General features: G+C 64.2%; 20 protein-coding genes and 1 riboswitch. Of the genes, 8 read left to right on the top strand and 12 right to left on the bottom strand.

All coding sequences use genetic code 11. The features are described 5' to 3' along the window. Nucleotide 1: 1 nt before the first annotated feature. The gene (locus ABCW42_RS18050) at nucleotides 2-742 is read right to left on the bottom strand and encodes a class I SAM-dependent methyltransferase (protein ID WP_423182479.1); all 741 of its coding nucleotides are present in this window, start codon (nucleotides 740-742) and stop codon (nucleotides 2-4) included. A gap of 325 nt (nucleotides 743-1,067) precedes the next feature. Here ABCW42_RS18050 and ABCW42_RS18045 point away from each other — a divergent pair, with 325 nt between their 5' ends. Then, nucleotides 1,068-2,804, top strand: coding sequence for a DEAD/DEAH box helicase (locus tag ABCW42_RS18045; protein WP_423182478.1), 1,737 nt, complete (start codon nucleotides 1,068-1,070; stop codon nucleotides 2,802-2,804). A gap of 254 nt (nucleotides 2,805-3,058) precedes the next feature. Here the strand turns inward: ABCW42_RS18045 and ABCW42_RS18040 are convergent, their stop codons facing one another. From ABCW42_RS18040 to ABCW42_RS18020, 5 genes are all read right to left on the bottom strand, one after another. Continuing rightward, nucleotides 3,059-3,709, bottom strand: coding sequence for an MBL fold metallo-hydrolase (locus ABCW42_RS18040; protein WP_423182477.1), 651 nt, complete (start codon nucleotides 3,707-3,709; stop codon nucleotides 3,059-3,061). A 36-nt stretch (nucleotides 3,710-3,745) separates the two neighbouring features. Continuing rightward, entirely contained in the window at nucleotides 3,746-4,696 is a 951-nt protein-coding gene (locus tag ABCW42_RS18035; RefSeq protein ID WP_423184941.1) for an aldo/keto reductase, read from the bottom strand. A gap of 156 nt (nucleotides 4,697-4,852) precedes the next feature. Next, nucleotides 4,853-5,218: a DMT family transporter gene (locus ABCW42_RS18030; RefSeq protein ID WP_423182476.1), complete on the bottom strand. Its 366-nt coding sequence runs from the start codon at nucleotides 5,216-5,218 to the stop codon at nucleotides 4,853-4,855. Between the two features lie 2 nt (nucleotides 5,219-5,220). Beyond that, the gene (locus ABCW42_RS18025; protein WP_423182475.1) at nucleotides 5,221-5,535 is read right to left on the bottom strand and encodes a DMT family transporter; all 315 of its coding nucleotides are present in this window, start codon (nucleotides 5,533-5,535) and stop codon (nucleotides 5,221-5,223) included. A 10-nt stretch (nucleotides 5,536-5,545) separates the two neighbouring features. Continuing rightward, a riboswitch (guanidine-III (ykkC-III) riboswitch) is annotated at nucleotides 5,546-5,609 on the bottom strand. A 77-nt stretch (nucleotides 5,610-5,686) separates the two neighbouring features. Then, entirely contained in the window at nucleotides 5,687-6,334 is a 648-nt protein-coding gene (locus ABCW42_RS18020) for a HutD family protein (protein WP_423182474.1), read from the bottom strand. Between the two features lie 132 nt (nucleotides 6,335-6,466). Here ABCW42_RS18020 and ABCW42_RS18015 point away from each other — a divergent pair, with 132 nt between their 5' ends. The 5 genes from ABCW42_RS18015 (at nucleotide 6,467) to poxB (ending at nucleotide 10,533) form a co-directional block, all read left to right on the top strand. Then, complete coding sequence (locus tag ABCW42_RS18015) at nucleotides 6,467-7,063, top strand: phosphoribosylanthranilate isomerase (RefSeq protein ID WP_423182473.1); 597 nt, start codon at nucleotides 6,467-6,469, stop codon at nucleotides 7,061-7,063. A gap of 82 nt (nucleotides 7,064-7,145) precedes the next feature. Beyond that, nucleotides 7,146-7,604 carry an SRPBCC family protein gene (locus tag ABCW42_RS18010; RefSeq protein WP_423182472.1) on the top strand — a complete coding sequence of 153 codons (459 nt, stop codon included), beginning with the start codon at nucleotides 7,146-7,148 and terminating at the stop codon, nucleotides 7,602-7,604. 138 nt (nucleotides 7,605-7,742) lie between these two features. Further along, a complete protein-coding gene (locus ABCW42_RS18005) occupies nucleotides 7,743-8,210 on the top strand; it encodes a hypothetical protein (protein WP_423182471.1) in 468 nt (155 codons plus the stop codon). 85 nt (nucleotides 8,211-8,295) lie between these two features. Next, nucleotides 8,296-8,697, top strand: coding sequence for a YccF domain-containing protein (locus ABCW42_RS18000; protein WP_423182470.1), 402 nt, complete (start codon nucleotides 8,296-8,298; stop codon nucleotides 8,695-8,697). Between the two features lie 99 nt (nucleotides 8,698-8,796). After that, a complete protein-coding gene (gene poxB, locus ABCW42_RS17995; protein ID WP_423182469.1) occupies nucleotides 8,797-10,533 on the top strand; it encodes a ubiquinone-dependent pyruvate dehydrogenase in 1,737 nt (578 codons plus the stop codon). Nucleotides 10,534-10,549: 16 nt separating this feature from the next. Here poxB and ABCW42_RS17990 read toward each other — a convergent pair whose 3' ends face one another. The 5 genes from ABCW42_RS17990 to ABCW42_RS17970 all read right to left on the bottom strand — a co-directional run bounded on the left by ABCW42_RS17990 (nucleotide 10,550) and on the right by ABCW42_RS17970 (nucleotide 14,853). Further along, a complete protein-coding gene (locus ABCW42_RS17990; protein ID WP_423182468.1) occupies nucleotides 10,550-12,283 on the bottom strand; it encodes a sialidase family protein in 1,734 nt (577 codons plus the stop codon). Nucleotides 12,284-12,303: 20 nt separating this feature from the next. Continuing rightward, complete coding sequence (locus tag ABCW42_RS17985) at nucleotides 12,304-13,056, bottom strand: 2-phosphosulfolactate phosphatase (protein WP_423182467.1); 753 nt, start codon at nucleotides 13,054-13,056, stop codon at nucleotides 12,304-12,306. After that, on the bottom strand, nucleotides 13,053-13,922 hold the full coding sequence (locus tag ABCW42_RS17980) for a DUF4031 domain-containing protein (RefSeq protein WP_423182466.1): 870 nt from the start codon (nucleotides 13,920-13,922) through the stop codon (nucleotides 13,053-13,055). Before ABCW42_RS17980 ends, ABCW42_RS17985 begins: the two co-directional genes overlap by 4 nt. Before the next feature lie 17 nt (nucleotides 13,923-13,939). Next, the gene (locus ABCW42_RS17975) at nucleotides 13,940-14,407 is read right to left on the bottom strand and encodes an SRPBCC family protein (protein WP_423182465.1); all 468 of its coding nucleotides are present in this window, start codon (nucleotides 14,405-14,407) and stop codon (nucleotides 13,940-13,942) included. Between the two features lie 107 nt (nucleotides 14,408-14,514). Further along, a complete protein-coding gene (locus ABCW42_RS17970; protein ID WP_423182464.1) occupies nucleotides 14,515-14,853 on the bottom strand; it encodes a hypothetical protein in 339 nt (112 codons plus the stop codon). A gap of 247 nt (nucleotides 14,854-15,100) precedes the next feature. Between ABCW42_RS17970 and clpB the strand changes: the two genes are divergently transcribed. Continuing rightward, complete coding sequence (gene clpB, locus ABCW42_RS17965) at nucleotides 15,101-17,770, top strand: ATP-dependent chaperone ClpB (protein WP_423182463.1); 2,670 nt, start codon at nucleotides 15,101-15,103, stop codon at nucleotides 17,768-17,770. Nucleotides 17,771-17,797: 27 nt separating this feature from the next. On the opposite strand, the gene ABCW42_RS17960 is transcribed toward clpB, so the two are convergent. Then, the gene (locus ABCW42_RS17960; protein WP_423182462.1) at nucleotides 17,798-18,451 is read right to left on the bottom strand and encodes a septum formation family protein; all 654 of its coding nucleotides are present in this window, start codon (nucleotides 18,449-18,451) and stop codon (nucleotides 17,798-17,800) included. Between the two features lie 234 nt (nucleotides 18,452-18,685). Here ABCW42_RS17960 and ABCW42_RS17955 point away from each other — a divergent pair, with 234 nt between their 5' ends. Next, a complete protein-coding gene (locus tag ABCW42_RS17955; RefSeq protein ID WP_133203576.1) occupies nucleotides 18,686-18,919 on the top strand; it encodes a DUF3073 domain-containing protein in 234 nt (77 codons plus the stop codon). Nucleotides 18,920-19,096 lie beyond the last annotated feature (177 nt).

Here is a 19,096-nt window from a genome sequence, read left to right as displayed (position 1 = left end):
GTTAGTCGGCTGAAGTCCGCGTGGCGCGCAGCACGCTGTCGACGACGGCGGCCTGCTGGCCTTCCGGGCCGGTCACCAGCCGCTCCCGCGAATCGGCAACATTGATTCTCCATCTGCCCGGACCAGCGGTAAGCGCATCAACGGCGTCCTCCGGGGTGAAGAACTTGTCCTGCATGTCCTTGTGGGCGCTCCACGGAGCCAGCCCGGCCGGATGATGCCCGACCACCAACAGCGTCCCATGTTCGGCGACAGCACCGGCGGCCGAAGAGAGGGCATCGCGCCACGAGAACATCGGCGAGTGAAGGAAGTGGGACGAGACGAGGTCGAACTGCTCCTCCGGGCGCCACAAGGCAAGATCGCGCTGTTGCCACGAGATATTCGAAGTTCCCGCCTCCGTGCCGTGCACGGCGGCTCGTTCAAGCGCGACGGCGGACACATCCACCGCGGTCACCGTCCAGCCATGCTGTGCGAGCCAAATGGCATCTGCGCCTTCACCGCAGCCGAGGTCGAGGGCCGTGCCGGGGGCTAGTTCGGTGGCTTCCGCGACCAGTTGCGCGTTGGGATTCCCGCTCCACCTCTTCTCCTTTTCCTGATACACACCATCCCAGAACTGCGCGGGGTCGCTGGTTTCGTCCGTATCAGTGTGGTCCGTCGCGTGGTGGGCACCGTGCTCGTGGGCAGAGCCGTATGAAAGGTGGGTGCCGTACGAAAGAGGCGAGTCGCCGTCGTGATGATGCGTCATGCCTCCAGAGTGCCTTGCCGAACCGGGGCGAGCAACGTGGGAGTTGACATGTGGGGGACAGGTCACCGCCTGCCCGTCCGGGTGGTCTGCCCGGAGATGCTAGAATCGAGTTACTTGATGTGCAGTGATGCCCGCTTTGTTTTCGGTAAGTGGGCTTTTTTCATGTGAGAGGCACATCCTGCGTCGATGAACGCGTTTTTATGGTCCCGGCCAAGGCTCGCTGCCTAACCGGTCGATCACTGACTTTTCCTCGGCGAAACCCTTGGCCCAACCGGCGTCGAGGGACGATGTCCACTGGACACCGCCAGAAAGACCCTTGAAGTACATGACTACTTTTGCTGCCCTTGGCACGCCCAAAGCCATTGTCGAATCCCTTGCCGCTTCCGGCATCGAAGAAGCCTTCCCTATCCAGGTCAAGACCCTGCCGGATACGCTCGCGGGCCGCGACGTCCTGGGCCGCGGCCGCACGGGCTCGGGCAAGACCATCGCCTTCGCGATCCCCTTGGTCGCGCGCCTCGCCGAACGCGAGGCCGAGTACTTCCGCAAGCCCGGCCGTCCGATGGGCCTGGTCCTCGCTCCCACCAGGGAACTCGCAACGCAGATCAACGCCACGGTTGAGCCGCTCGCCAAGGCCATGGGCTTGAACACCACCGTCATCTACGGCGGCATCTCCCAGGCACGGCAGGAAAAGGCTCTGCGTGCCGGCGTCGATATTGTCATCGCTTGCCCGGGGCGCCTCGAAGACCTCATCCGCCAGCGCATCCTGACCCTCGAAGCCGTTGAGGTGACGGTCCTGGACGAGGCCGACCACATGGCTGATCTCGGGTTCCTGCCCGTCGTCAAGAAGCTCATGGACATGACCCCCGCGAAGGGCCAGCGACTGCTCTTCTCTGCGACGTTGGACAACGGTGTTGACAAGCTGGTCAACCGTTACCTCTCCAACCCGCTGACCCACTCCGTGGACGACCCCCAGGCCGCTGTCACCACCATGGAACACCACGTCCTGGTGGTCAACGACCAAACGGTCAAGAAGCAATTGATCGTCGAATTGGCTTCCGGTGCGGGTCGCCGCGTCCTCTTCATGAGGACCAAGCACCACGCCCGCAAGCTGGCCAAAACCCTGACGGATTGCGGGATCCCCGCCGTCGACCTGCACGGCAACCTGTCGCAGAACGCCCGAGACCGCAACCTTGCCGAGTTCTCCAGCGGTGAGGTGCGCGTCCTGGTGGCTACCGACGTCGCCGCCCGCGGTGTGCACGTGGACGACGTCGAACTCGTCATCCACGTCGACCCGCCCACGGAGCACAAGGCGTACCTGCACCGCTCGGGCCGTACTGCGCGGGCAGGGTCCGACGGCACCGTGGTCACGTTGACGCTTCCGGACCAGCAGTCCGACGTCAAGAAGCTCATGAAGGCCGCCGGCGTCGACGTCACGTTCGAGCGCGTCACCGCGAATTCGCCGCTCGTTGCCGAATTGGTGGGCGAAGTTGCCGACAAGGTCGACCCCCGCACCCGGGCAGCGCTGCTTGCGGCGAAGGCTCCGCAGCAGGGCGGCGGCACGTCGACGGGCGCCAACGCGCAGCGCAAGCGGGCACGTCGTTCAGGCCAGGCGTCGCCGACCGCGGGTGGCCGTGGTGGTCGCGGCGGGCGGGGCAAGGTTTCGGCCGAGCCGGTCCGGACCGACATCAACCGGGCCGAACGCCGCGCCGCAGCGAACGACGACGTCGCCCGCAACTCGCGTGGTCGCGGCGCCTCGGGTTCCGCGCACCGGAACGACGTTCCCGGCTCGCGCGGCCAGGGTGGCCGTGGGCAAGCGGCGCAGGGGCAAGGCGGCCGCAGCGGACGTCCGGCCACGGGCCAGCGGGCTTCCGCCGGCAACCGCTCGACGTCGGCACCCCGAACGGATTCCGTGACCTCGACCCGCGGTGGAAACAAAGCCGTGTGGTCCTCCAACACAGGTGGCACTTCCGGTGGTTCGTTCGGCTCAGGCTCTGGTCGTCCGGCGCGCAGCGGTTCACGACGTGCGTCGGCTCCGGCGTCGAACGAACGCCGGGGTCGCTAGGGGATTCCGGAGTTCACGGATTCCGGAGTTCAGGGATTCCGGAGGGCGATAGCGCTCGCTTCGGTGAGCATGCGCCTTGTTCACCGACCCCAAGGAGCATGCTCAGCGTAGGCCGTGTGGAGTGGACATATTCCGTATATGTCCACTCCTTGGCTTGCGCGAGGAACATGCTCGGTGGTGAACCCAGCGCCTTTACGGAGCATGTCCATTCGTAGCGTCAAAGAATGAGCATGCTCCGTACAGCGGGTACGCAATCACCAGCCGCGTTCGCGCCATTCCGCAAGGTGTGGCCGCTCTGCGCCGAGGGTTGTCGGATCGCCGTGGCCGGGGTGTACTACGGTCTCGTCCGGGTAGACATTGAATAGTCGCTCGGTCACGTCGTTCAACAACGAGGTGAAACGCGCGGGATCGCCTTGGGTGTTGCCGACGCCTCCGGGAAACAGCGAGTCACCGCTGAAGATGTGCGCGGGGCCTTCCGGGTCTTGGTACACGTATGCGATTGACCCCGGTGTGTGCCCGCGCAGGTGAACTGCTGTGATGTCGAAACCGTCAAACGTTCCCACATCGCCATGACTCAAAGGGACATCGACGGGAACGGGCAGCGCCTCGGCGTCGTCCACACCGGCGGCGGTCTTCACCCTCGTCGCTTCGACCAATCCGGGAAGCGCGCGCACGTGGTCCCAATGCTGGTGGGTAGTGGCGATCAAGGCTAGCTTTGGGGTCGTCGAGGCATCCGAGACCGACTCTGCCAGCATCGCCTGGATGGCTGGAAGGTCGTCAGCCGCATCGATCAAGAGCTGTGCGCCACTTGCTTTCGCGGTCAGCAGATACACGTTGTTGTTCATCTCGCTGACCGAGATGCGCCGGATGGTGACGTCGCGCAGTGAATGAATGAGTGAGTCCATTGGTCCACTCTACGGAAGCCGCAGGCGGCACTGCGGCTACTCGCGCCCCTCCGAAACCCAGGTGGGGTCCGCGGACCGTGAGCCGACGACGGCGTCCGCAGCGCCGTCGAGCACGCCCAGTTGGGCGGCACTCAACTCGAGCGACAACGCGCCCAGGTTCTCGTCGATCCGGTGCGCTTTGCGGGTGCCGGGAATCGGGACGACGCTGAGCTGGAGCCGGCGTCCCTGGGCGAACAGCCACGCCAAGGCCACCTGGGCAGGAGTTGCAGTCTGGCCAGTGCTTCCGGAAAGCTCCACGGCGACGGAGCGTACCGCGGCAACAACTGCCTGGTTCGCGTCGAGGGCTCCGTCGGCGAATCGGGGAATCCGGTGCCGGAAGTCATGATCGCCGAGTTGCTCGGCGCTGACGGTGCCGGTCAGGAACCCGCGGCCCAGCGGCGAGTATGGCACGAAGCCAACGCCGAGTTCAGCCGCGGCAGGGACGACGTTGCGCTCAACGTCCCGGCTCCAAATGGACCACTCGCTCTGCACGGCGGAGATCGGGTGGACCGCGTTGGCTTCCCTCAACTCTCGGGCTGTCACCTCGGACAACCCGAGATGCCGGACCTTCCCGGCACGGACAAGCTCCGCCATGGCCTCCACGGTTTCCACAATCGGAACGCGGAGGTCACGGCGGTGCATGTAATAGAGGTCGATGACGTCGGTGCCCAGGCGGCGGAGGCTCGCTTCCGCCGCCTGGGCAACATACGCGGCGTCGCCCCGGACATCCGTGTAGCCATCGCGTGGATTACCAACGATTCCGAACTTGGTGGCCAGCTGAACCTCGTCGCGGCGTTCCTTCAGGAGCTTCGCGACCAGCTCTTCGTTCCCGCCAGCGCCGTAGACGTCCGCGGTGTCAATGAAACTGACGCCCGCGTCGACGGCGTGATGGAGCGTCTTCAGGGACTCCGCGGGATCCGCCTCGCCATAGACGGCGGTCAACGCCATCCCGCCAAAACCCAAGGGGCTCACTTTGAAGTTGTCGCCGAGCTGGACTGTACTGGTTTCCGGGATCACGGATTTCTCCTTCGCCAAGTGGTGGTTACTTGCTGGCAACTGTGTGGGGCTGGCGAGTATTCCGTGCGTTTGTCTGGCCGGGCTCCGCTAGTGCTCAGCCGGTTCGGCCACTTCATCCCGCGCCTGCGCCGGAAGCGCCTTCAAACCCGCCGCACAGCCGACGATCCCGGCAATGAACAGCAGCTTGAGGGGACTGGCAGGTTCGACGCCGGTGGCCATTGCCCAGCCCACCGTCAGGGCTGCTCCGATCCCCACCCAGACGGCGTAGGCCGTGCCGAGCGGGATGCGCTTCACTGCCATTCCGAGGCCGACCATGCTCAGGCTCGCGGCGACGGCGAAGACTATGGTGGGGATGAGCTGGCTGAACCCGGCGGACAGGCCAAGGGCGGTGGCCCACACGGCCTCAAGTACAGCCGACGCCAACAAAATGACCCATGCAAACTTGGCTGCCATCGCTAAGCCACCACTTTCAAGCCGACCACGCACGCACCGATCCCGGCGAGGAGGAGGAGACGGGCCGACGTCGGGCGCTCAACCTTGGTGACCATTGCGTAAGCAGCCGTCAGTACCACCCCGACGCCGACCCACACCGCGTATGCGGTGCCTGTGGGGATCGATTGCATCGCGAAGGCCAATCCTCCGGTGCTCGCGAGCAAACTGAGGACAAATACGACTGAGGGAATCGGCTTGCGGAAGCCTTTGGAGCGGTGAAGCGCTGCGGCCCACACGGCCTCAAGCGCGCCGGAAAAGAGGAGGACTAACCACGACATGACAAGATCCTTTGGCCAGTCTTGTCGCGTGCCGGGTACTGATCCGTCGTCCGGAGGCCCGTTTCAGGCCTTGTTTCGAGGTTAGCAAGCCCGACGCCGGGAGGCCAGCTTGGTGCCGAAACTCACCAATGGACATGCTCAGTGAGCGGACTTAAGAATGCGCATGCTCCACGCGGTCGATGGAGATGACGGCCAGGAACCCGCGGCCGAGGATTTCGGGGCTGCGGGCATCGGAACCTACGACGGCGTCATACCGCTCGAGTTCGACAGGTACCTCGGGCGTCGTCGAGGCAGCAGAATCAGCCGAAGCAGCCGGATCAGAAGGCTCTTCTTCAGCCGCGGCGCCAGGAACAACCGATGCCTTGCCTTCCAAGAGGACCGCCAACTGTCCCTCGAAGACCGGGTGCGCGCGCTTCTTGGAGAGTTCGACGATGGACGTGTACCCCTTGAATGCTCCAGCGCGGGCGATCACGTTGAGATCCCGGATGTCCCCGGTCGGGAGGGTGCTTGCAGAGTCGGCCTCACCCGAAAACCGGAACGGACGGTACTTTTCAAGCGGGTGCTCTTCGCCGTCCACCGTGAGCAGCAGCAACTCGCCATCGATCACCGTCAGGACGCGCTCCATCCCCGGAAATGTCGAGAAATCGCCGGCCTTGGCCACATCCGCGATGCTGACACGCCAATCCCACGCGCCATCCTGGGACGAGGCAGCTTTCGGGTGGCTGGCAAGCTCGCGCGTCACACCGCCGCCGTTGCGCCACGGTTCAGGTCTGATCTCGGCAAAGCGGATGATCTCCATGCGCTCAAGCCTAGCCCGAGCCCACCGCCGGTCCGCGAAGCGGCCACGTAACAACGGCGCAAACTTGGCCCGGTTCAACAATCCCCGGGGGCCTTGCTAACGTCATAAGAGGTCGAAAATTGGAGGCACGGAATGTTCGTCAAAGTGTGTGGCTTGAGCACGCCCGAATCCGTGCAGGCTGCCGTCGAGTCCGGCGCCGACGCCGTGGGTTTCGTGCTGACCAAGAGCCCGCGCGAGGTGTCCGCCGAGCAAGCCACGCACCTGCTTCAGGGCGTCCCGGAAGGCGTTTCCGCCGTCGGGGTCTTCCGTCACGAACCTGCCGTCGACGCGATCGCCACCGCCCGCGGCGCCGGCCTCGAGTGGATTCAACTTCACGGCCGCCGGACACGTGGGGACGTGAAAACCGTGCACGACGCCGGCATGCGGCTGATCAGGGCGGTCACCATGGGTTCGGCGCCCGAAGAGTTCGAGGACTGGGGTGAGGACTTGCTCCTCATCGACGCAGCCGTGCCCGGCTCCGGGGAGTCGTGGGACTATTCCTCGGTCCGGAACCTTGGACTTGGCGTGCGCCGCTGGTTGCTCGCGGGCGGATTGACCCCGTCGAACGTCGGAACGGCTACGGCCGAAGCCCAAGCCTGGGGTGTCGATGTCTCCAGCGGCGTGGAGTCGTCCCGCGGTGTGAAGGACCTCAACCTCGTCCGGTCCTTCGTCCGGGCCGCAAAAGCCTGACTCAAGAACCCTTGACAGCCGTCGTCGGGCGGCGCATATGCTCTCGGAGGGCGAAGCCACCAGAAGATCCAGGAGCCAAGCAATGAATACCGACCAGCACATCCTCAGCATGACCCGGGACTTCGACGCCCCTCGCGAGCTCGTCTTCAAGGCTTTCACGGACCCCGATCACCTTGCCGCCTGGTTCGGCCCGGTTGGCGTCGATTCGCCGCGCGACCGGATTGTGGTTGACCCGCGCGTTGGTGGCGCGTGGCAACTCGCCATGACCTGGGACGAAGGCGGCGTGACAAAAGAATCGCCTATAGACGCTGTTATCACGGCTTACGATCCGCCCGCGCTGTTGGTCGCCACCCAAAAAGCAGAACCCGACGACGGCGTCATCCTTTTGCTTGAAATGCGCCTCGAATTCGAGGACTTGGGCGGACGGACCCGACTCCACATCACCCAAGGTCCCTTCGACTCCGAGGAATGGGTGGAAATGACCCGTGAAGGATGGGGTACCTCCTTCACCAAACTGGACGGCATCCTGGTTCAGGAATAGGCAACGCCGAAGGACCGCCGGAAGTCAATTTGGAAGGTCGGCTGCCATTCGGGCTAGACTCCCACGCCGGGGACAGAATGCCAGAGCCTCCGGACGCTGAACGGTCCCGGTGGCAATCGACCAAGCAGAATGCGACCTGTGAAAACCTTTGCTCTTAGCGGCCATATCCGAAACCTGACAGTTGCCCTCCTCGCCCTTGCGGCGCTTTCCGGCTGCTCCAGCCAGGCTGGCGCGGCGTCGGCTAGCACGCCGTCGCCATCCGCCCCAAGCGCGTCGGCATCGGCGGACTCAAGCCCCAGCCCGTCGTCGGGACCATTCGGCGGCTTCGCAACGGCCGCGGAAATGTGCTCCACCATTTCCCAGGAAGCGACCGGGGCTTCTCTCCTGCCGATGTCCGCAGCGCAGGGCAAGACCAGCGAGCTGGAGCAGGACAAGGCCGAGCTCGCTGCCACGGCAGACAAGGTCCCCGATTCCCTGAAGGCTGACTTCACGGCATTCAAAGACACTGCGATTGCCGGTTTGAGCGACCAAACGGTTTATTCGAGCGGAAAGTTCGAAAAAGCGATGGCGCCCATCACTGCCTGGCTGAGCACCAACTGCAAGTAGGTTCCGGCGTGGGCCGGCAATATCAGGGGCCGCTCAGGGCGAACCCCTAGACCTTGGCGGGGCCTTGCAGGGCAGAATTGAAGACATGAAAACGCTGCTCAACATCATCTGGCTAGTCTTCGGTGGCTTCGTCCTGGCCTTGGGCTATTTCATGGCCGGCATTGTGTGCTGCTTGCTGATCGTCACCATTCCGTGGGGCATCGCGTCGTTCCGGATCGCCTCCTACACGCTGTGGCCGTTCGGTCGCACCATCATCGAGAAGCCCGGTGGCGCGGGCATCTTCCCGCTCGTCGGCAATGTCATTTGGCTGGTGGTTGCCGGTATCTGGATCGCGGTGGGCCATGTGGTCACGGCCCTTGCCATGGCGGTCACGATTGTCGGAATTCCGCTGGCGATCGCGAACCTCAAGCTGATCCCGGTATCGCTCATGCCGCTGGGCAAGCAGATTGTGCCCAGCAACCGTCCGTTCGTGAGCACATACCGCTAGGCGGCCGGCGGTTGGCCCGGGCGGCCAGTGGGCGCCGGGCGGCAGGACCGGAGTAGCGTAGGCCCTGTCTGCACTGCCTCCCCTCGAAAGGATCAGTTCATGTCCGCCGCCAGGAATACCGTCGCCAAGAACATCGTCGCCACGCTCAAAGCCAATAACGTCCAACGCGTCTACGGGATACCCGGGGACTCCCTGAACGGATTCACGGATGCGCTGAGGGAGGACCAAAGCATCCGATGGGTCCAAGTCCGGCACGAGGAAGCCGCGGCTTTGGCGGCGGCGGCCGAGGCAGGCCTCACCGATGAGCTGGCCGTTTGCGCGGGATCGTGTGGCCCTGGAAACCTACACCTCATCAACGGGCTCTACGATGCCAACAAGTCCAGGGTTCCGGTCCTGGCCATCGCCGCCCATATCCCCAGCGCGGAAATCGGCAGCCAGTACTTCCAGGAAACCCACCCCCAGGAACTGTTCCGGGAATGCAGCGTTTATGTGGAGCACGTGGCGCATCCTTCCCAGATGCCGAGGGTCTTGGAAATTGCCATTCGGACCGCCGTCGAAAAGCGGGGCGTCGCCGTCGTCGTCATTCCGGGTGATGTTGCCCTCGCAGAGGCGGAGAACAACCGCACCGCGGTGATCCGGGCCGCCAGGCCGGAGATCCGCCCCAATCCCCGTGAACTCGCTGAAGCAGCCGGAATGCTGAACGACGCCGAAAAGGTCACCATCCTGGCGGGCGCCGGCACCGCGGGGGCGCATCCGGAGATCATGGCCCTCGCCGAGGCGCTGGGGGCGCCGATCGTCCACGCGATGCGCGGCAAGGAATTCATGGAGTACGAAAACCCGTTCGACGTCGGCATGACCGGCCTTTTGGGTTTCAGTTCCGGATACCGGGCCATGGAGAGTTGCGACGCCTTGCTCATGCTGGGCACTGATTTTCCGTATCAACAGTTTTATCCGGAGAATGCGAAAATCATCCAGGTGGACATCCGGGGCGAGCAATTGGGCAGGCGTGCCCGGATCGACCTTGGGCTCGTCGGGACGATCAAGGACACCGCGGCTGCTCTGTTGCCGTTGATTGCGCGGAAGACGAAGCGCTCGCATTTGTCGTCGTCGCTCAAGCATTACGCGAAGTCGCGCGCGAAACTCGATGATTTGGCTTCCCCGTCGAAGGATGGCCAGCCGATCCACCCGCAATTCGTGGCCAGGCTCGTGGACGAATTGGCCGCTCCGGACGCTGTTTTCACGTGCGACGTCGGGTCACCCACAGTGTGGGCCGCCCGCTATCTCACCATGAATGGCCAGCGTCGGCTTCTTGGCTCGTTCAACCACGGAACAATGGCGAACGCGTTGTCGCACGGCATCGGTGCCGCGGCCGCGTACCCGGGGCGCCAGGTGGTCGCCCTCGCTGGCGACGGTGGATTGGCCATGCTTCTCGGCGAATTGATCACGCTGGTGCAGAACAAGCTCCCCGTCAAAGTGGTGGTCTTCAACAATTCCTCCCTGAATTTTGTGGAGCTCGAAATGAAGGCGGCGGGATTCGTCAATTTCGGAACCGAATTGGAGAACCCGGATTTCGCCAAGGTCGCGGAATCCATGGGAATCCGAGGCGTCCGTGTGGACAATTCCTCGGGATTGAAGGAGGGACTGGCAGAGGCGTTCGCCTTTGACGGACCTGCGCTCATCGACGTCCGGACGGCGCGCCAGGAATTGTCCATTCCGCCGGCAATCAACGCAGAGCAAGTGAAGGGCTTTACGCTCTACGCGATCCGGACGGTCCTTTCCGGCCGCGGCGACCAACTGATCGACCTCGCCAAGACCAACATCCGGCAGATTTTCTAGACCGGACCGGCCGTTCTCAAGCGGAAGCATCCACGGCGCCGGTGCGCAAATCGAAACGGAACCGGCGTTCGGCGGTCCGCGTGCCGCCGTCGTAATCCACCACGAACGCGAGTTCGAGCGCGTCCTTGCCGAGGTCCTCTTCCGTCAACGTGTACGCCGGCGTGAAGTAGAGGGCTTCCGCGCCCGGCGCGAGGTCCGTCGGCGGAAAGCTGTCCGTGTTGGCGTGAGGTCCAAGGAGTACGACGGCGGCAATCGGCCAGGTGCCTACGTTGCGGGCGCGACCGGTGAAGGCGAGGATGTCCCCGGCCTTGTGTCCGGGAATGACGGGACCGTAATTGAGGTCCTGGGCCTCGCGGGTGCCGAGGACTTGTACGTGCTCGGCGGAGTAGCCTTGGCCGACTTCCTTCCAGGTTTGGACATCCCAATCGCCGTCGTTATCCGGAGAAAGGATATGGAAGTCGCCGGCGTTCCGCCATTCGGACGGCCGGCCCGGCGTGATGGAGCGCAATTCCATGTGAAACTCGAGGGGGTCCGTGTTGGTGCCGGCGATGGCGGCGGAGTTGCGCGGGGCTTGAGGCTGTACTGTCGGTTGCTCCTTCAGTTGCCCAGTCAGTCGCTCGGTCGGCACGGAGGCGAAGACGATCTCGCGGTAGCCCTGCCGTTCATAGAGCACCCCGATGTTGCCGTCGGGAAGGCGTGCAACCGTCGAGTAAGCCGAGCTTCCTTCGCACAAGGCGAGCTTGGCTGGCCAGGTTGCTCCGTTGTCTGTGGACAGGCTGAGGACCGTGTTGCGGCGCAGGGAAGTGTCGTGATTGTTGCTTGCGAGCAGCCATCCTCCGGTAACGCTGCTCGTGAACGATGTCACGTTCGGAAGCCCGTCGAACCGCGTTAGCGATCCGTTGTCGCTCGGGTCGGGAAGGTCTTCCACACGTTCCAACGGACTCCACGTCGCTCCTCCGTCCGCTGATAACGCGGCGAGGCGTCGGGGCGTGGCGCGTGAGTGCAGCAGGAGGCGCCCGTCCTGAAGGCAGGCCACCTTGTTTTCGTTCGGCCCGACGCCATCCGGGCCTTTGCCGATCAACGAACCGAGCCGCCAAGTCTCGCCGTGGTCATCGCTGAAGGCCGAGGCCGCCTTGATTTCCCCGTCCACGAGAACCACGAACTGTTGCACCAACCGGCCTGTGAACGGACCGGTATGGATCTGGATGCCTTGGCCCGCGGCCGCGAAAATCCCGGTGATGCCGCTTTCCGGACCCCGTTTGAGCTGACCGGTGAGCCGACGGTGCCGCCAGGTGACGCCGTCGTCGTCGGAAAAGCTGAGATCGCAATGCTGCACGTCGTCTTCCGGCCCCAGCCCCGGGACCGCTTCGAAGAAGCCGGCATGCGTCCCCGCCGCGTGGAACATGAAAATCCGTCCGGTCGCGGCATCCACGAGGAGGCTGGGATCACCGTACCCGTCGAGCCCGGTTCCGGTGCGCACTACGCGCTGTTCTTCCCATGTGTGCCCGCAGTTGGTGCTGCGACGGAGCAGGAGGTCGATTGTGTTGGGAAGGTCGTCCAGGTTCGGGCGGCCGTCATAGGCGGCGAGGACGGTTCCCGCGGTGGTGACGGTCAGCGCCGGGATCCGGTATTGCCGGTAGCCGCCGCGCCCGCGGACTGCGAGGACGTGCTCGACGGCGGGACGGGCGTGGGGGAGCGGGGCAGTGACAGCGGGGGTAGCGGCATCGGCAGCCAGGAGGTAGGAGGTCACATCTCCAATACTAGGCTGCGCTACGGTTCCCGGAACGCACCGTCCCGCAACAGGGCGACAGCGGAGCCGGCGTCGAGGTCCGCGGCGATCTCGACGTCCTCGGCGTAACCGGCGCTGATCAACTCCCGGCCACTTGAACACTCGCGCAACAACTCCGCAAGGTGGGGTTCGGCGGCATTGAAAGCTGCTGCCGCCATGAGTGCTTCGGGCGAGAAAATATCCCTCCCGGCCGCCGAAAGGCCGGCAATGAACGCTCCAGCGCCAATCTGGTCCTCCACAGCGGGCCGTAACGAGCCGTCCAGCCATTTCTCGCCGGCCGCAACTATCGCGATCACCGCATCCGGGGGCAGCGCAGCGAGGACCCAGTCAACAGTGGCCGCCGCGTTTCGGAGCGAAACCGCGGCAACGAGTGGCACATCCTGGGCGAGCTCGGCCGCAATCTCGGAGCCGTTCGGTGAGGGCAGGACCACACGGGTCAAGGTGGCCGCGGCCCGTAGGCTCGACGGCGAAAGGCTCAACCCGCCTGTTCCGCGTGGCCGGGCGAGCCGGGCGCCATGCCGGATCGCGAAGTTTTCCGCGCCCGCGTCCTTCCACTGATAGGGGAGCACCACTGCGCCGCGATCAACCGCGACGCTCACGCAGGTTGTGAAGGAGAAGACATCGACCACCACAGCGAGGTCCGCGCCGGACGTGATCGCCCGGGCGCCGTCGAGCCCCCACTCGAACCTGACGCTGAAGGGAAGCTGCCGGTAGACCGTGCCCGCCGTGGTCATGTCAACTCGGCCGCCAGGTTCCGGCGCGCGGCTTCCAGCCACATGGTTTGGGCCCTGTCGCTATGGAAGAGCGGATCCAAGGAGAGCAATTGGTGTACGACGGCGGCCCGGCCGGCCGCGAAGTCGGCGTCGCTGACGTGGGCGTAGTCTTCACGGACAGCGGCGAGGTACCTCGCGTAGGACACGGAATCGGTGCCGAGCACGGAAAGGTCCGCGTCGCACAAGAGGGCGCCCGCGTGGTCGCCCGGCCCGGGCCGGTGCGTGGCCGTCAGCCTGACCAGCCGTGCCACTTCATCAATCACCGGCGCCGGAAGCCCGGCAAGGACGAGCCGATCCTCGGCCAACCTCGCGGACGCCTCTTCATCCTGGCCGGCAATCCCCTCATAGACGGCATCATGGAACCACGCGGCCAGGACGACGGAACGGGCAGGCGGCGCGGGACGAGTGAGGCTGTCCAACGCCTCGAGGACCGCCAGCAAATGCGTCCTGCTGTGATACTTCCGGTGTTCTTCGCCCCACCGTTCAAGCAATTCCAGCCCGAGTTCCTCCTGTCCCGGGAGCGTCGAATTCCAACGCTCCAGAAGCGGTACCGTAAGGGCCTTGCTGCGCGCACGTGCGGGAATCCGCAGGCCGCTCGCAATCAACTTCCGGACCAAAACCCGGGCTTCCACGGGTAAGGCCCCCGCCGCTACCAGATCCTGGTAGCGGTGTTCCGGTACGTCGTAATGGTCGCCGTCGAATGCGCGCTCAGGAACCCCTGCCGACCTGGCAAAGGCGTGCAGTTCATCAAGCGACGTATCCGAGACCAGATGCGAGAACACTGTCCCGTGCGCGGGCCACAGCGGTGGATCGACGAATATTGCCATGGCCTGCGCCGCCGGGGCTAGGAGCCCTTTTGGGTGGCGGCGGCGGAGAGTGAGTTCAAACCCTTTTCGAAGTCGCCGCCCACCATCTTGTCCATGTTCATGAAGAGCGCGAAGAGCTTGCCGACGCCTTTGTTCTCGCCTGTCATGGTCCACGTGACGCGCGTTCCCGCGCCTTCGGGGACGAACGTGAATTCGGTGGGGTTGACCGCCTTCATCGGTTTGGTGAATTCAAGGCGGATGTTGATCTTGCCGGGATGGTCCGAGCCAACGATTTCCATGCTGCCGCTACCGGCTTTGTTGTTTCCGTTCCACGCGTACTTAGCCCCGACGCCGGACTGGTTGCCTGAGTAGCTCCGGTTCATCGTGGGGTCGACCGCCTCCCAAGGCGACCATTTGGTCCACTCGTGGAAGTCGTTGACGAGCGGGAAGATGTCCGAAGGGGCGGCCGGGATCAGAGCGTTGCGAGTGACTGTGAAGGGTGCCATGGGGATATGGTACGGCGGTTTGCGGCGATCGTGGGCCCGGGTTGCGTGCCGCATCCCTTCGGCTTTGCCGAGTTGCTTCACGCCGCCCGGACCCGTGTTCGACGCCGCTACATGCCGGGGATATCGAAGGCTTCGTAGACGTGGATAGTTGCTTCAGGCGACATGAGGAAGTGCGGGTGGCCCTCGAGGAGCTTCAACGCGCCGTCCATGTCTTCGGCTTGGAGGACCGAGTATCCGCCGACGCCCGTTTCGGCATCGGAGACCCCGGAGTTCCCGACGACCTTGCCGCCGCCCAAGGGTGTGCCGAGGTCGACAAGCGCGTCACCGGCCTTCGCGGCCCAGTCCATCCAAAGCTTCATGCCTTCGGCAGCGGCCTCGGGTGAATTGTTGTCCATCATCGATTCGGCCGATTGCGGTGCGTTGTAGAGAATAACGAACTTCTTCATTGTGCGTCCTTTTCCCTCGTACTCCCTTGTTGCCGAACGGGTCTCCGCCCGGTCAGAACCGATCCTAGGATCAATGTCCGCAAAGGGCGAGCGGGCTATCCACATAGCGTTTTCCACATACGCGGCCGCCGCTATGGACAGCAGTTTCGCCGTCGGCAAACATGGAGCGGGAGAGGGTACGACTCAAAGTTGAGCGTAGTAGACTCAACTTTGAAAATGCGGTTTTCTTCCCGAAAGGAGCTCTTCCATGGACGTCAAATTCACTACCAAGAGCCAGGAGGCACTTTCCGCGGCGGCCATGAACGCCTCCACCGCGGGAAACCCCCAGCTCGAACCCGCCCATCTCCTCAAGGCGCTCATGGACCAGCGCGAAGGGGTCGCCGTCGCGCTTTTGCGCGCTACGGGCGCGGACCCGGATGCCGTGAGCGTACAGGCCAGTTCGGCAATCAAGTCTTTGCCGTCGTCGTCGGGCAGTTCGGTCCAGCAAGCACAGCTTTCCCGCCCCTCAATGCAGGCGATCCAAGCCGCGCAGAACGAGGCCGAGAAACTCGGCGACTCCTTCGTTTCCACCGAGCACCTCCTCTTGGGGTTGTCGGCCGGAAGTGACGCTGTGGGAAAACTCCTGCGCGACGCCGGTGCCTCCCATGAGGCACTCCTCGCCGCCTTGCCGGGTGTCCGCGGTGATCGGAAAGTCACCTCGCAGGACCCGGAGAACACGTTCCAGGCTTTGGAGAAGTTCGGTACCGACCTCACGGCAGTGGCGCGGTCCGGCAAGCTTGACCCCGTGATCGGCCGGGACAGCGAAATCCGGCGCGTGGTCCAGGTCTTGAGCCGCCGGACCAAGAACAACCCCGTGCTGATCGGCGAGCCGGGCGTCGGCAAGACTGCCGTCGTCGAGGGCCTCGCCCAGCGCATGGTGGCCGGTGACGTTCCGGAGAGTCTTCGAGGCAAGACCCTGATCGCCCTGGACCTCGCCTCCATGGTGGCGGGCGCCAAATACCGCGGTGAATTCGAGGAACGCCTCAAAGCCGTGCTGGAGGAGATCAAGAACTCCAACGGCCAGATCGTCACCTTCATCGACGAGCTGCACACCGTGGTTGGCGCCGGTGCGACCGGTGATAGCGCCATGGACGCCGGCAACATGCTCAAGCCGATGTTGGCGCGTGGCGAACTGCGCCTCATCGGTGCGACCACACTCGACGAGTACCGCGAGAACATTGAGAAGGACCCCGCCCTGGAACGCCGTTTCCAACAGGTCTATGTGGGCGAACCGAGCGTCGAGGACACCATCGGCATCCTCCGCGGGCTCAAGGAGCGTTACGAGGCCCACCACAAGGTTGCCATCGCGGACTCCGCCCTGGTGGCTGCCGCGACCCTGTCCAACCGCTACATCTCCGGCCGCCAGTTGCCGGACAAGGCGATCGACCTCGTCGATGAGGCAGCATCCAGGCTGCGCATGGAAATCGATTCCGCTCCCGAGGAAATCGACCAGCTCAGGCGAGCGGTGGACCGGCTCACCATGGAGGAGCTTGCCCTTGCCCGCGAGACCGACGCCGCCTCGGTGGAGCGCCTCGCGGCTCTCCGGGCCGACAAAGCGGACAAAAAGGAAACCCTCGCTGCGCTGAACGCCCGTTGGGAAGCCGAAAAGGCCGGACTCAACCGGGTTGGCGACCTCAAGGCGAAGATTGACGAGTTGCGCTCGGCCGCCGAAAAGTACCAGCGCGAAGGCGATCTCGAGGCCGCTTCGCGCATCCTCTACGGCGAGCTGCCTGCCTTGGAACGCGAGCTTAGCGCAGCTGCCGAGGAAGAATCCGCGCGGGAAGCACGCGGTGAAGCCAAACCGGCCCCCATGGTCGCGGAAGAAGTCACGGCGGACGATATCGCTGAAGTCATCTCGGCCTGGACCGGCATTCCGGCCGGCCGCATGCTGCAGGGTGAATCCCAGAAACTGCTGCACATGGAAGCGGAACTCGGCAAGCGCTTGATCGGCCAGTCCAAGGCCGTTGCTGCCGTGTCGGACGCCGTCCGCCGTGCCCGCGCCGGGATCAGCGACCCCAACCGACCCACGGGATCGTTCCTGTTCCTCGGCCCCACCGGCGTCGGAAAGACGGAACTGGCGAAAGCCCTCGCCGATTTCCTCTTCGACGACGAACGCGCCATGGTGCGGATCGACATGTCCGAATACGGGGAGAAGCACTCCGTGGCGAGGCTCGTCGGTGCTCCTCCCGGATACGTAGGCTACGAGGAAGGCGGCCAGCTCACGGAAGCGGTGCGTCGCCGTCCGTACTCCGTAGTCCTCCTGGATGAAGTGGAGAAGGCCCACCCTGAGGTGTTTGACATCCTCCTGCAAGTGCTCGACGACGGCCGCCTCACCGACGGCCAGGGCCGCACCGTGGATTTCCGGAACACCATCCTGGTGCTGACGTCGAACTCGGGAAGCCAGTACCTGGTGGATCCGACCCTCGACGCCGCGGCCAAGCGGAACGCCGTGATGTCCGTGGTCAACGCATCCTTCAAGCCAGAGTTCCTCAACAGGCTCGACGAGATTGTCCTGTTTGACCCGCTCACCGTGGATGAACTCGCCAGGATCGTCGAGCTGCATGTGGCCGAGCTGACCAAGCGGTTGCACGACCGCAGGCTTAGCCTCGAAGTCAGCGACGGCGCCCGTGCCTGGCTCGCGATGTCCGGCTACGATCCCGCCTATGGTGCCCGCCCGCTGCGCAGGCTGGTCCAGCGCGAAATCGGCGACCGCTTGGCCAAGGAAATCCTCGCCGGGAACATCAGCGACGGGGACACTGTGCTGGTTGACACGGCCGCCGACGTCGATGAGCTCACCATTGAGGGCCTGGAAGCCCTGGTGGGTCCCGACGGCGGATCCCCTGCCGGAACGGGGCTGATGGTACGCCGGAAGGAGTAAGCCCCAGCGGCGGCCGCCGGGAGACCGCTACTGCTGTAGCACCGACTCCTTGAGCGTGTTACCCGAGTCCACCACGATGAAGCAGTCCACCCGGCGGTCGCCCTTATCCCAGCTGGCGGAACTCGGATACACGTTCTGCTGGAGAAGTTTGTAGTTCGTGGAAGCTTCGTTAAGCACGAGGTTGCGGCAGACCTCGCGGCCCTTTTCCTTCAAAGCATCGGCCCCCGGGAAGGAATCGTCGGCGTTATACCGGTAAACGGCGCCCAGCTGGGCGGAATGGGGTGTGTTGCATTCCACTACCCGGCCCTGGCTGGCGTTGGAGTCGAAGTCGGAGAAGCAGTCACCTTGTTGGTAGTCCCTTGCCTGTATGTCAGCCGGAAGGGGGCCACGGCTGGCCGAGGCCAGGGGCGCAGGGTTGGACTCGGCGGCGGGGTGGTTGGCGAGGATGCCAAGGAGGATCCAGATCAGGATGCCAATCAGGACCAGCACGCCGAATACGATGCCGCCGATGATGAGCCTCTGCCGGGTAATCAGGTCCAACGTGCTGCGCACAGGCAAGGCTTTGCGGCGGGACCTGCCGCCGTCCGGAAGAGTGCCCTCGTCGGGCAGGGTTTCATCGTCCGGAAGGGTGTCTCCGTCCGAAAGAGTGTCCGTGCCCGGAAGGGTGTTGTCCTGGCCCATGTCTAAATGTGCGCCTTTCGTGCGTTTGGCCCAAATATTAGGCGACTCTACCCAAGATTTTCACGAGGATGCCGCCATCCGCGACTCGTGACGCTGCTTTCGATGAGTCATGTGGCACGCAGATGCTCGAGAAAGCATGTAATCTAGACATACGACAAATTGACCAAACATTCCGGGGCCTCACCGATCGCCAAGGTGACCACCTCCGGTCCAAGTACAAAAGGGGGTCACGCCATGGGGCGCGGCCGTCAAAAGGCAAAAGCTACCAAGCAGGCTCGGGACATCAAGTACTACTCCCCGAACACTGACTACTCGGCCCTTCAGCGTGAGCTGACGAGCCCATCAAGTCGTGCGACGAGCCGATTCGCGGATGATCCGCCGGAGCCGGACTACTCGGCATACGAGGACAAGTACGCACAGGACTTGGAAGACGATGACGACGAGGTAGATTCCCGCCGTATCGGATAGCTGTAGCAACCCACAGGTGCCGCTGGGCACCAAGTTGCGTACCGCCGTCGTACATTAACAAGGTCATGTGGCAATTTGCCATGCCTCCTCGAAACGATCAAGCCCGCTGGGCACGCCGCGATGTGGCGTACCTAGCGGGCCGTTTTTCGTTGCCGTTCCGGAGGTCAGTCCTGCCTG

Origin of the sequence: Arthrobacter sp. NyZ413, assembly GCF_049390645.1 — a bacterium.
Taxonomy (GTDB): Bacteria; Actinomycetota; Actinomycetes; order Actinomycetales; family Micrococcaceae; genus Arthrobacter.
This window is presented reverse-complemented; position numbering and strand designations above follow the sequence as displayed.

Excerpts from the sequence above, each read along its gene's own strand:
- ABCW42_RS18050 (WP_423182479.1), bottom strand. The coding sequence starts at position 742 with ATGACGCATCATCACGACGGCGACTCGCCTCTTTCGTACGGCACCCAC.
- ABCW42_RS18045 (WP_423182478.1), top strand. The coding sequence starts at position 1,068 with ATGACTACTTTTGCTGCCCTTGGCACGCCCAAAGCCATTGTCGAATCC.
- ABCW42_RS18040 (WP_423182477.1), bottom strand. The coding sequence starts at position 3,709 with ATGGACTCACTCATTCATTCACTGCGCGACGTCACCATCCGGCGCATC.
- ABCW42_RS18035 (WP_423184941.1), bottom strand. The coding sequence starts at position 4,696 with ATGGCGTTGACCGCCGTCTATGGCGAGGCGGATCCCGCGGAGTCCCTG.
- ABCW42_RS18030 (WP_423182476.1), bottom strand. The coding sequence starts at position 5,218 with ATGGCAGCCAAGTTTGCATGGGTCATTTTGTTGGCGTCGGCTGTACTT.
- ABCW42_RS18025 (WP_423182475.1), bottom strand. The coding sequence starts at position 5,535 with ATGTCGTGGTTAGTCCTCCTCTTTTCCGGCGCGCTTGAGGCCGTGTGG.
- ABCW42_RS18020 (WP_423182474.1), bottom strand. The coding sequence starts at position 6,334 with ATGGAGATCATCCGCTTTGCCGAGATCAGACCTGAACCGTGGCGCAAC.
- ABCW42_RS18015 (WP_423182473.1), top strand. The coding sequence starts at position 6,467 with ATGTTCGTCAAAGTGTGTGGCTTGAGCACGCCCGAATCCGTGCAGGCT.
- ABCW42_RS18010 (WP_423182472.1), top strand. The coding sequence starts at position 7,146 with ATGAATACCGACCAGCACATCCTCAGCATGACCCGGGACTTCGACGCC.
- ABCW42_RS18000 (WP_423182470.1), top strand. The coding sequence starts at position 8,296 with ATGAAAACGCTGCTCAACATCATCTGGCTAGTCTTCGGTGGCTTCGTC.
- poxB (WP_423182469.1), top strand. The coding sequence starts at position 8,797 with ATGTCCGCCGCCAGGAATACCGTCGCCAAGAACATCGTCGCCACGCTC.
- ABCW42_RS17985 (WP_423182467.1), bottom strand. The coding sequence starts at position 13,056 with ATGACCACGGCGGGCACGGTCTACCGGCAGCTTCCCTTCAGCGTCAGG.
- ABCW42_RS17980 (WP_423182466.1), bottom strand. The coding sequence starts at position 13,922 with ATGGCAATATTCGTCGATCCACCGCTGTGGCCCGCGCACGGGACAGTG.
- ABCW42_RS17975 (WP_423182465.1), bottom strand. The coding sequence starts at position 14,407 with ATGGCACCCTTCACAGTCACTCGCAACGCTCTGATCCCGGCCGCCCCT.
- ABCW42_RS17970 (WP_423182464.1), bottom strand. The coding sequence starts at position 14,853 with ATGAAGAAGTTCGTTATTCTCTACAACGCACCGCAATCGGCCGAATCG.
- clpB (WP_423182463.1), top strand. The coding sequence starts at position 15,101 with ATGGACGTCAAATTCACTACCAAGAGCCAGGAGGCACTTTCCGCGGCG.
- ABCW42_RS17960 (WP_423182462.1), bottom strand. The coding sequence starts at position 18,451 with ATGGGCCAGGACAACACCCTTCCGGGCACGGACACTCTTTCGGACGGA.
- ABCW42_RS17955 (WP_133203576.1), top strand. The coding sequence starts at position 18,686 with ATGGGGCGCGGCCGTCAAAAGGCAAAAGCTACCAAGCAGGCTCGGGAC.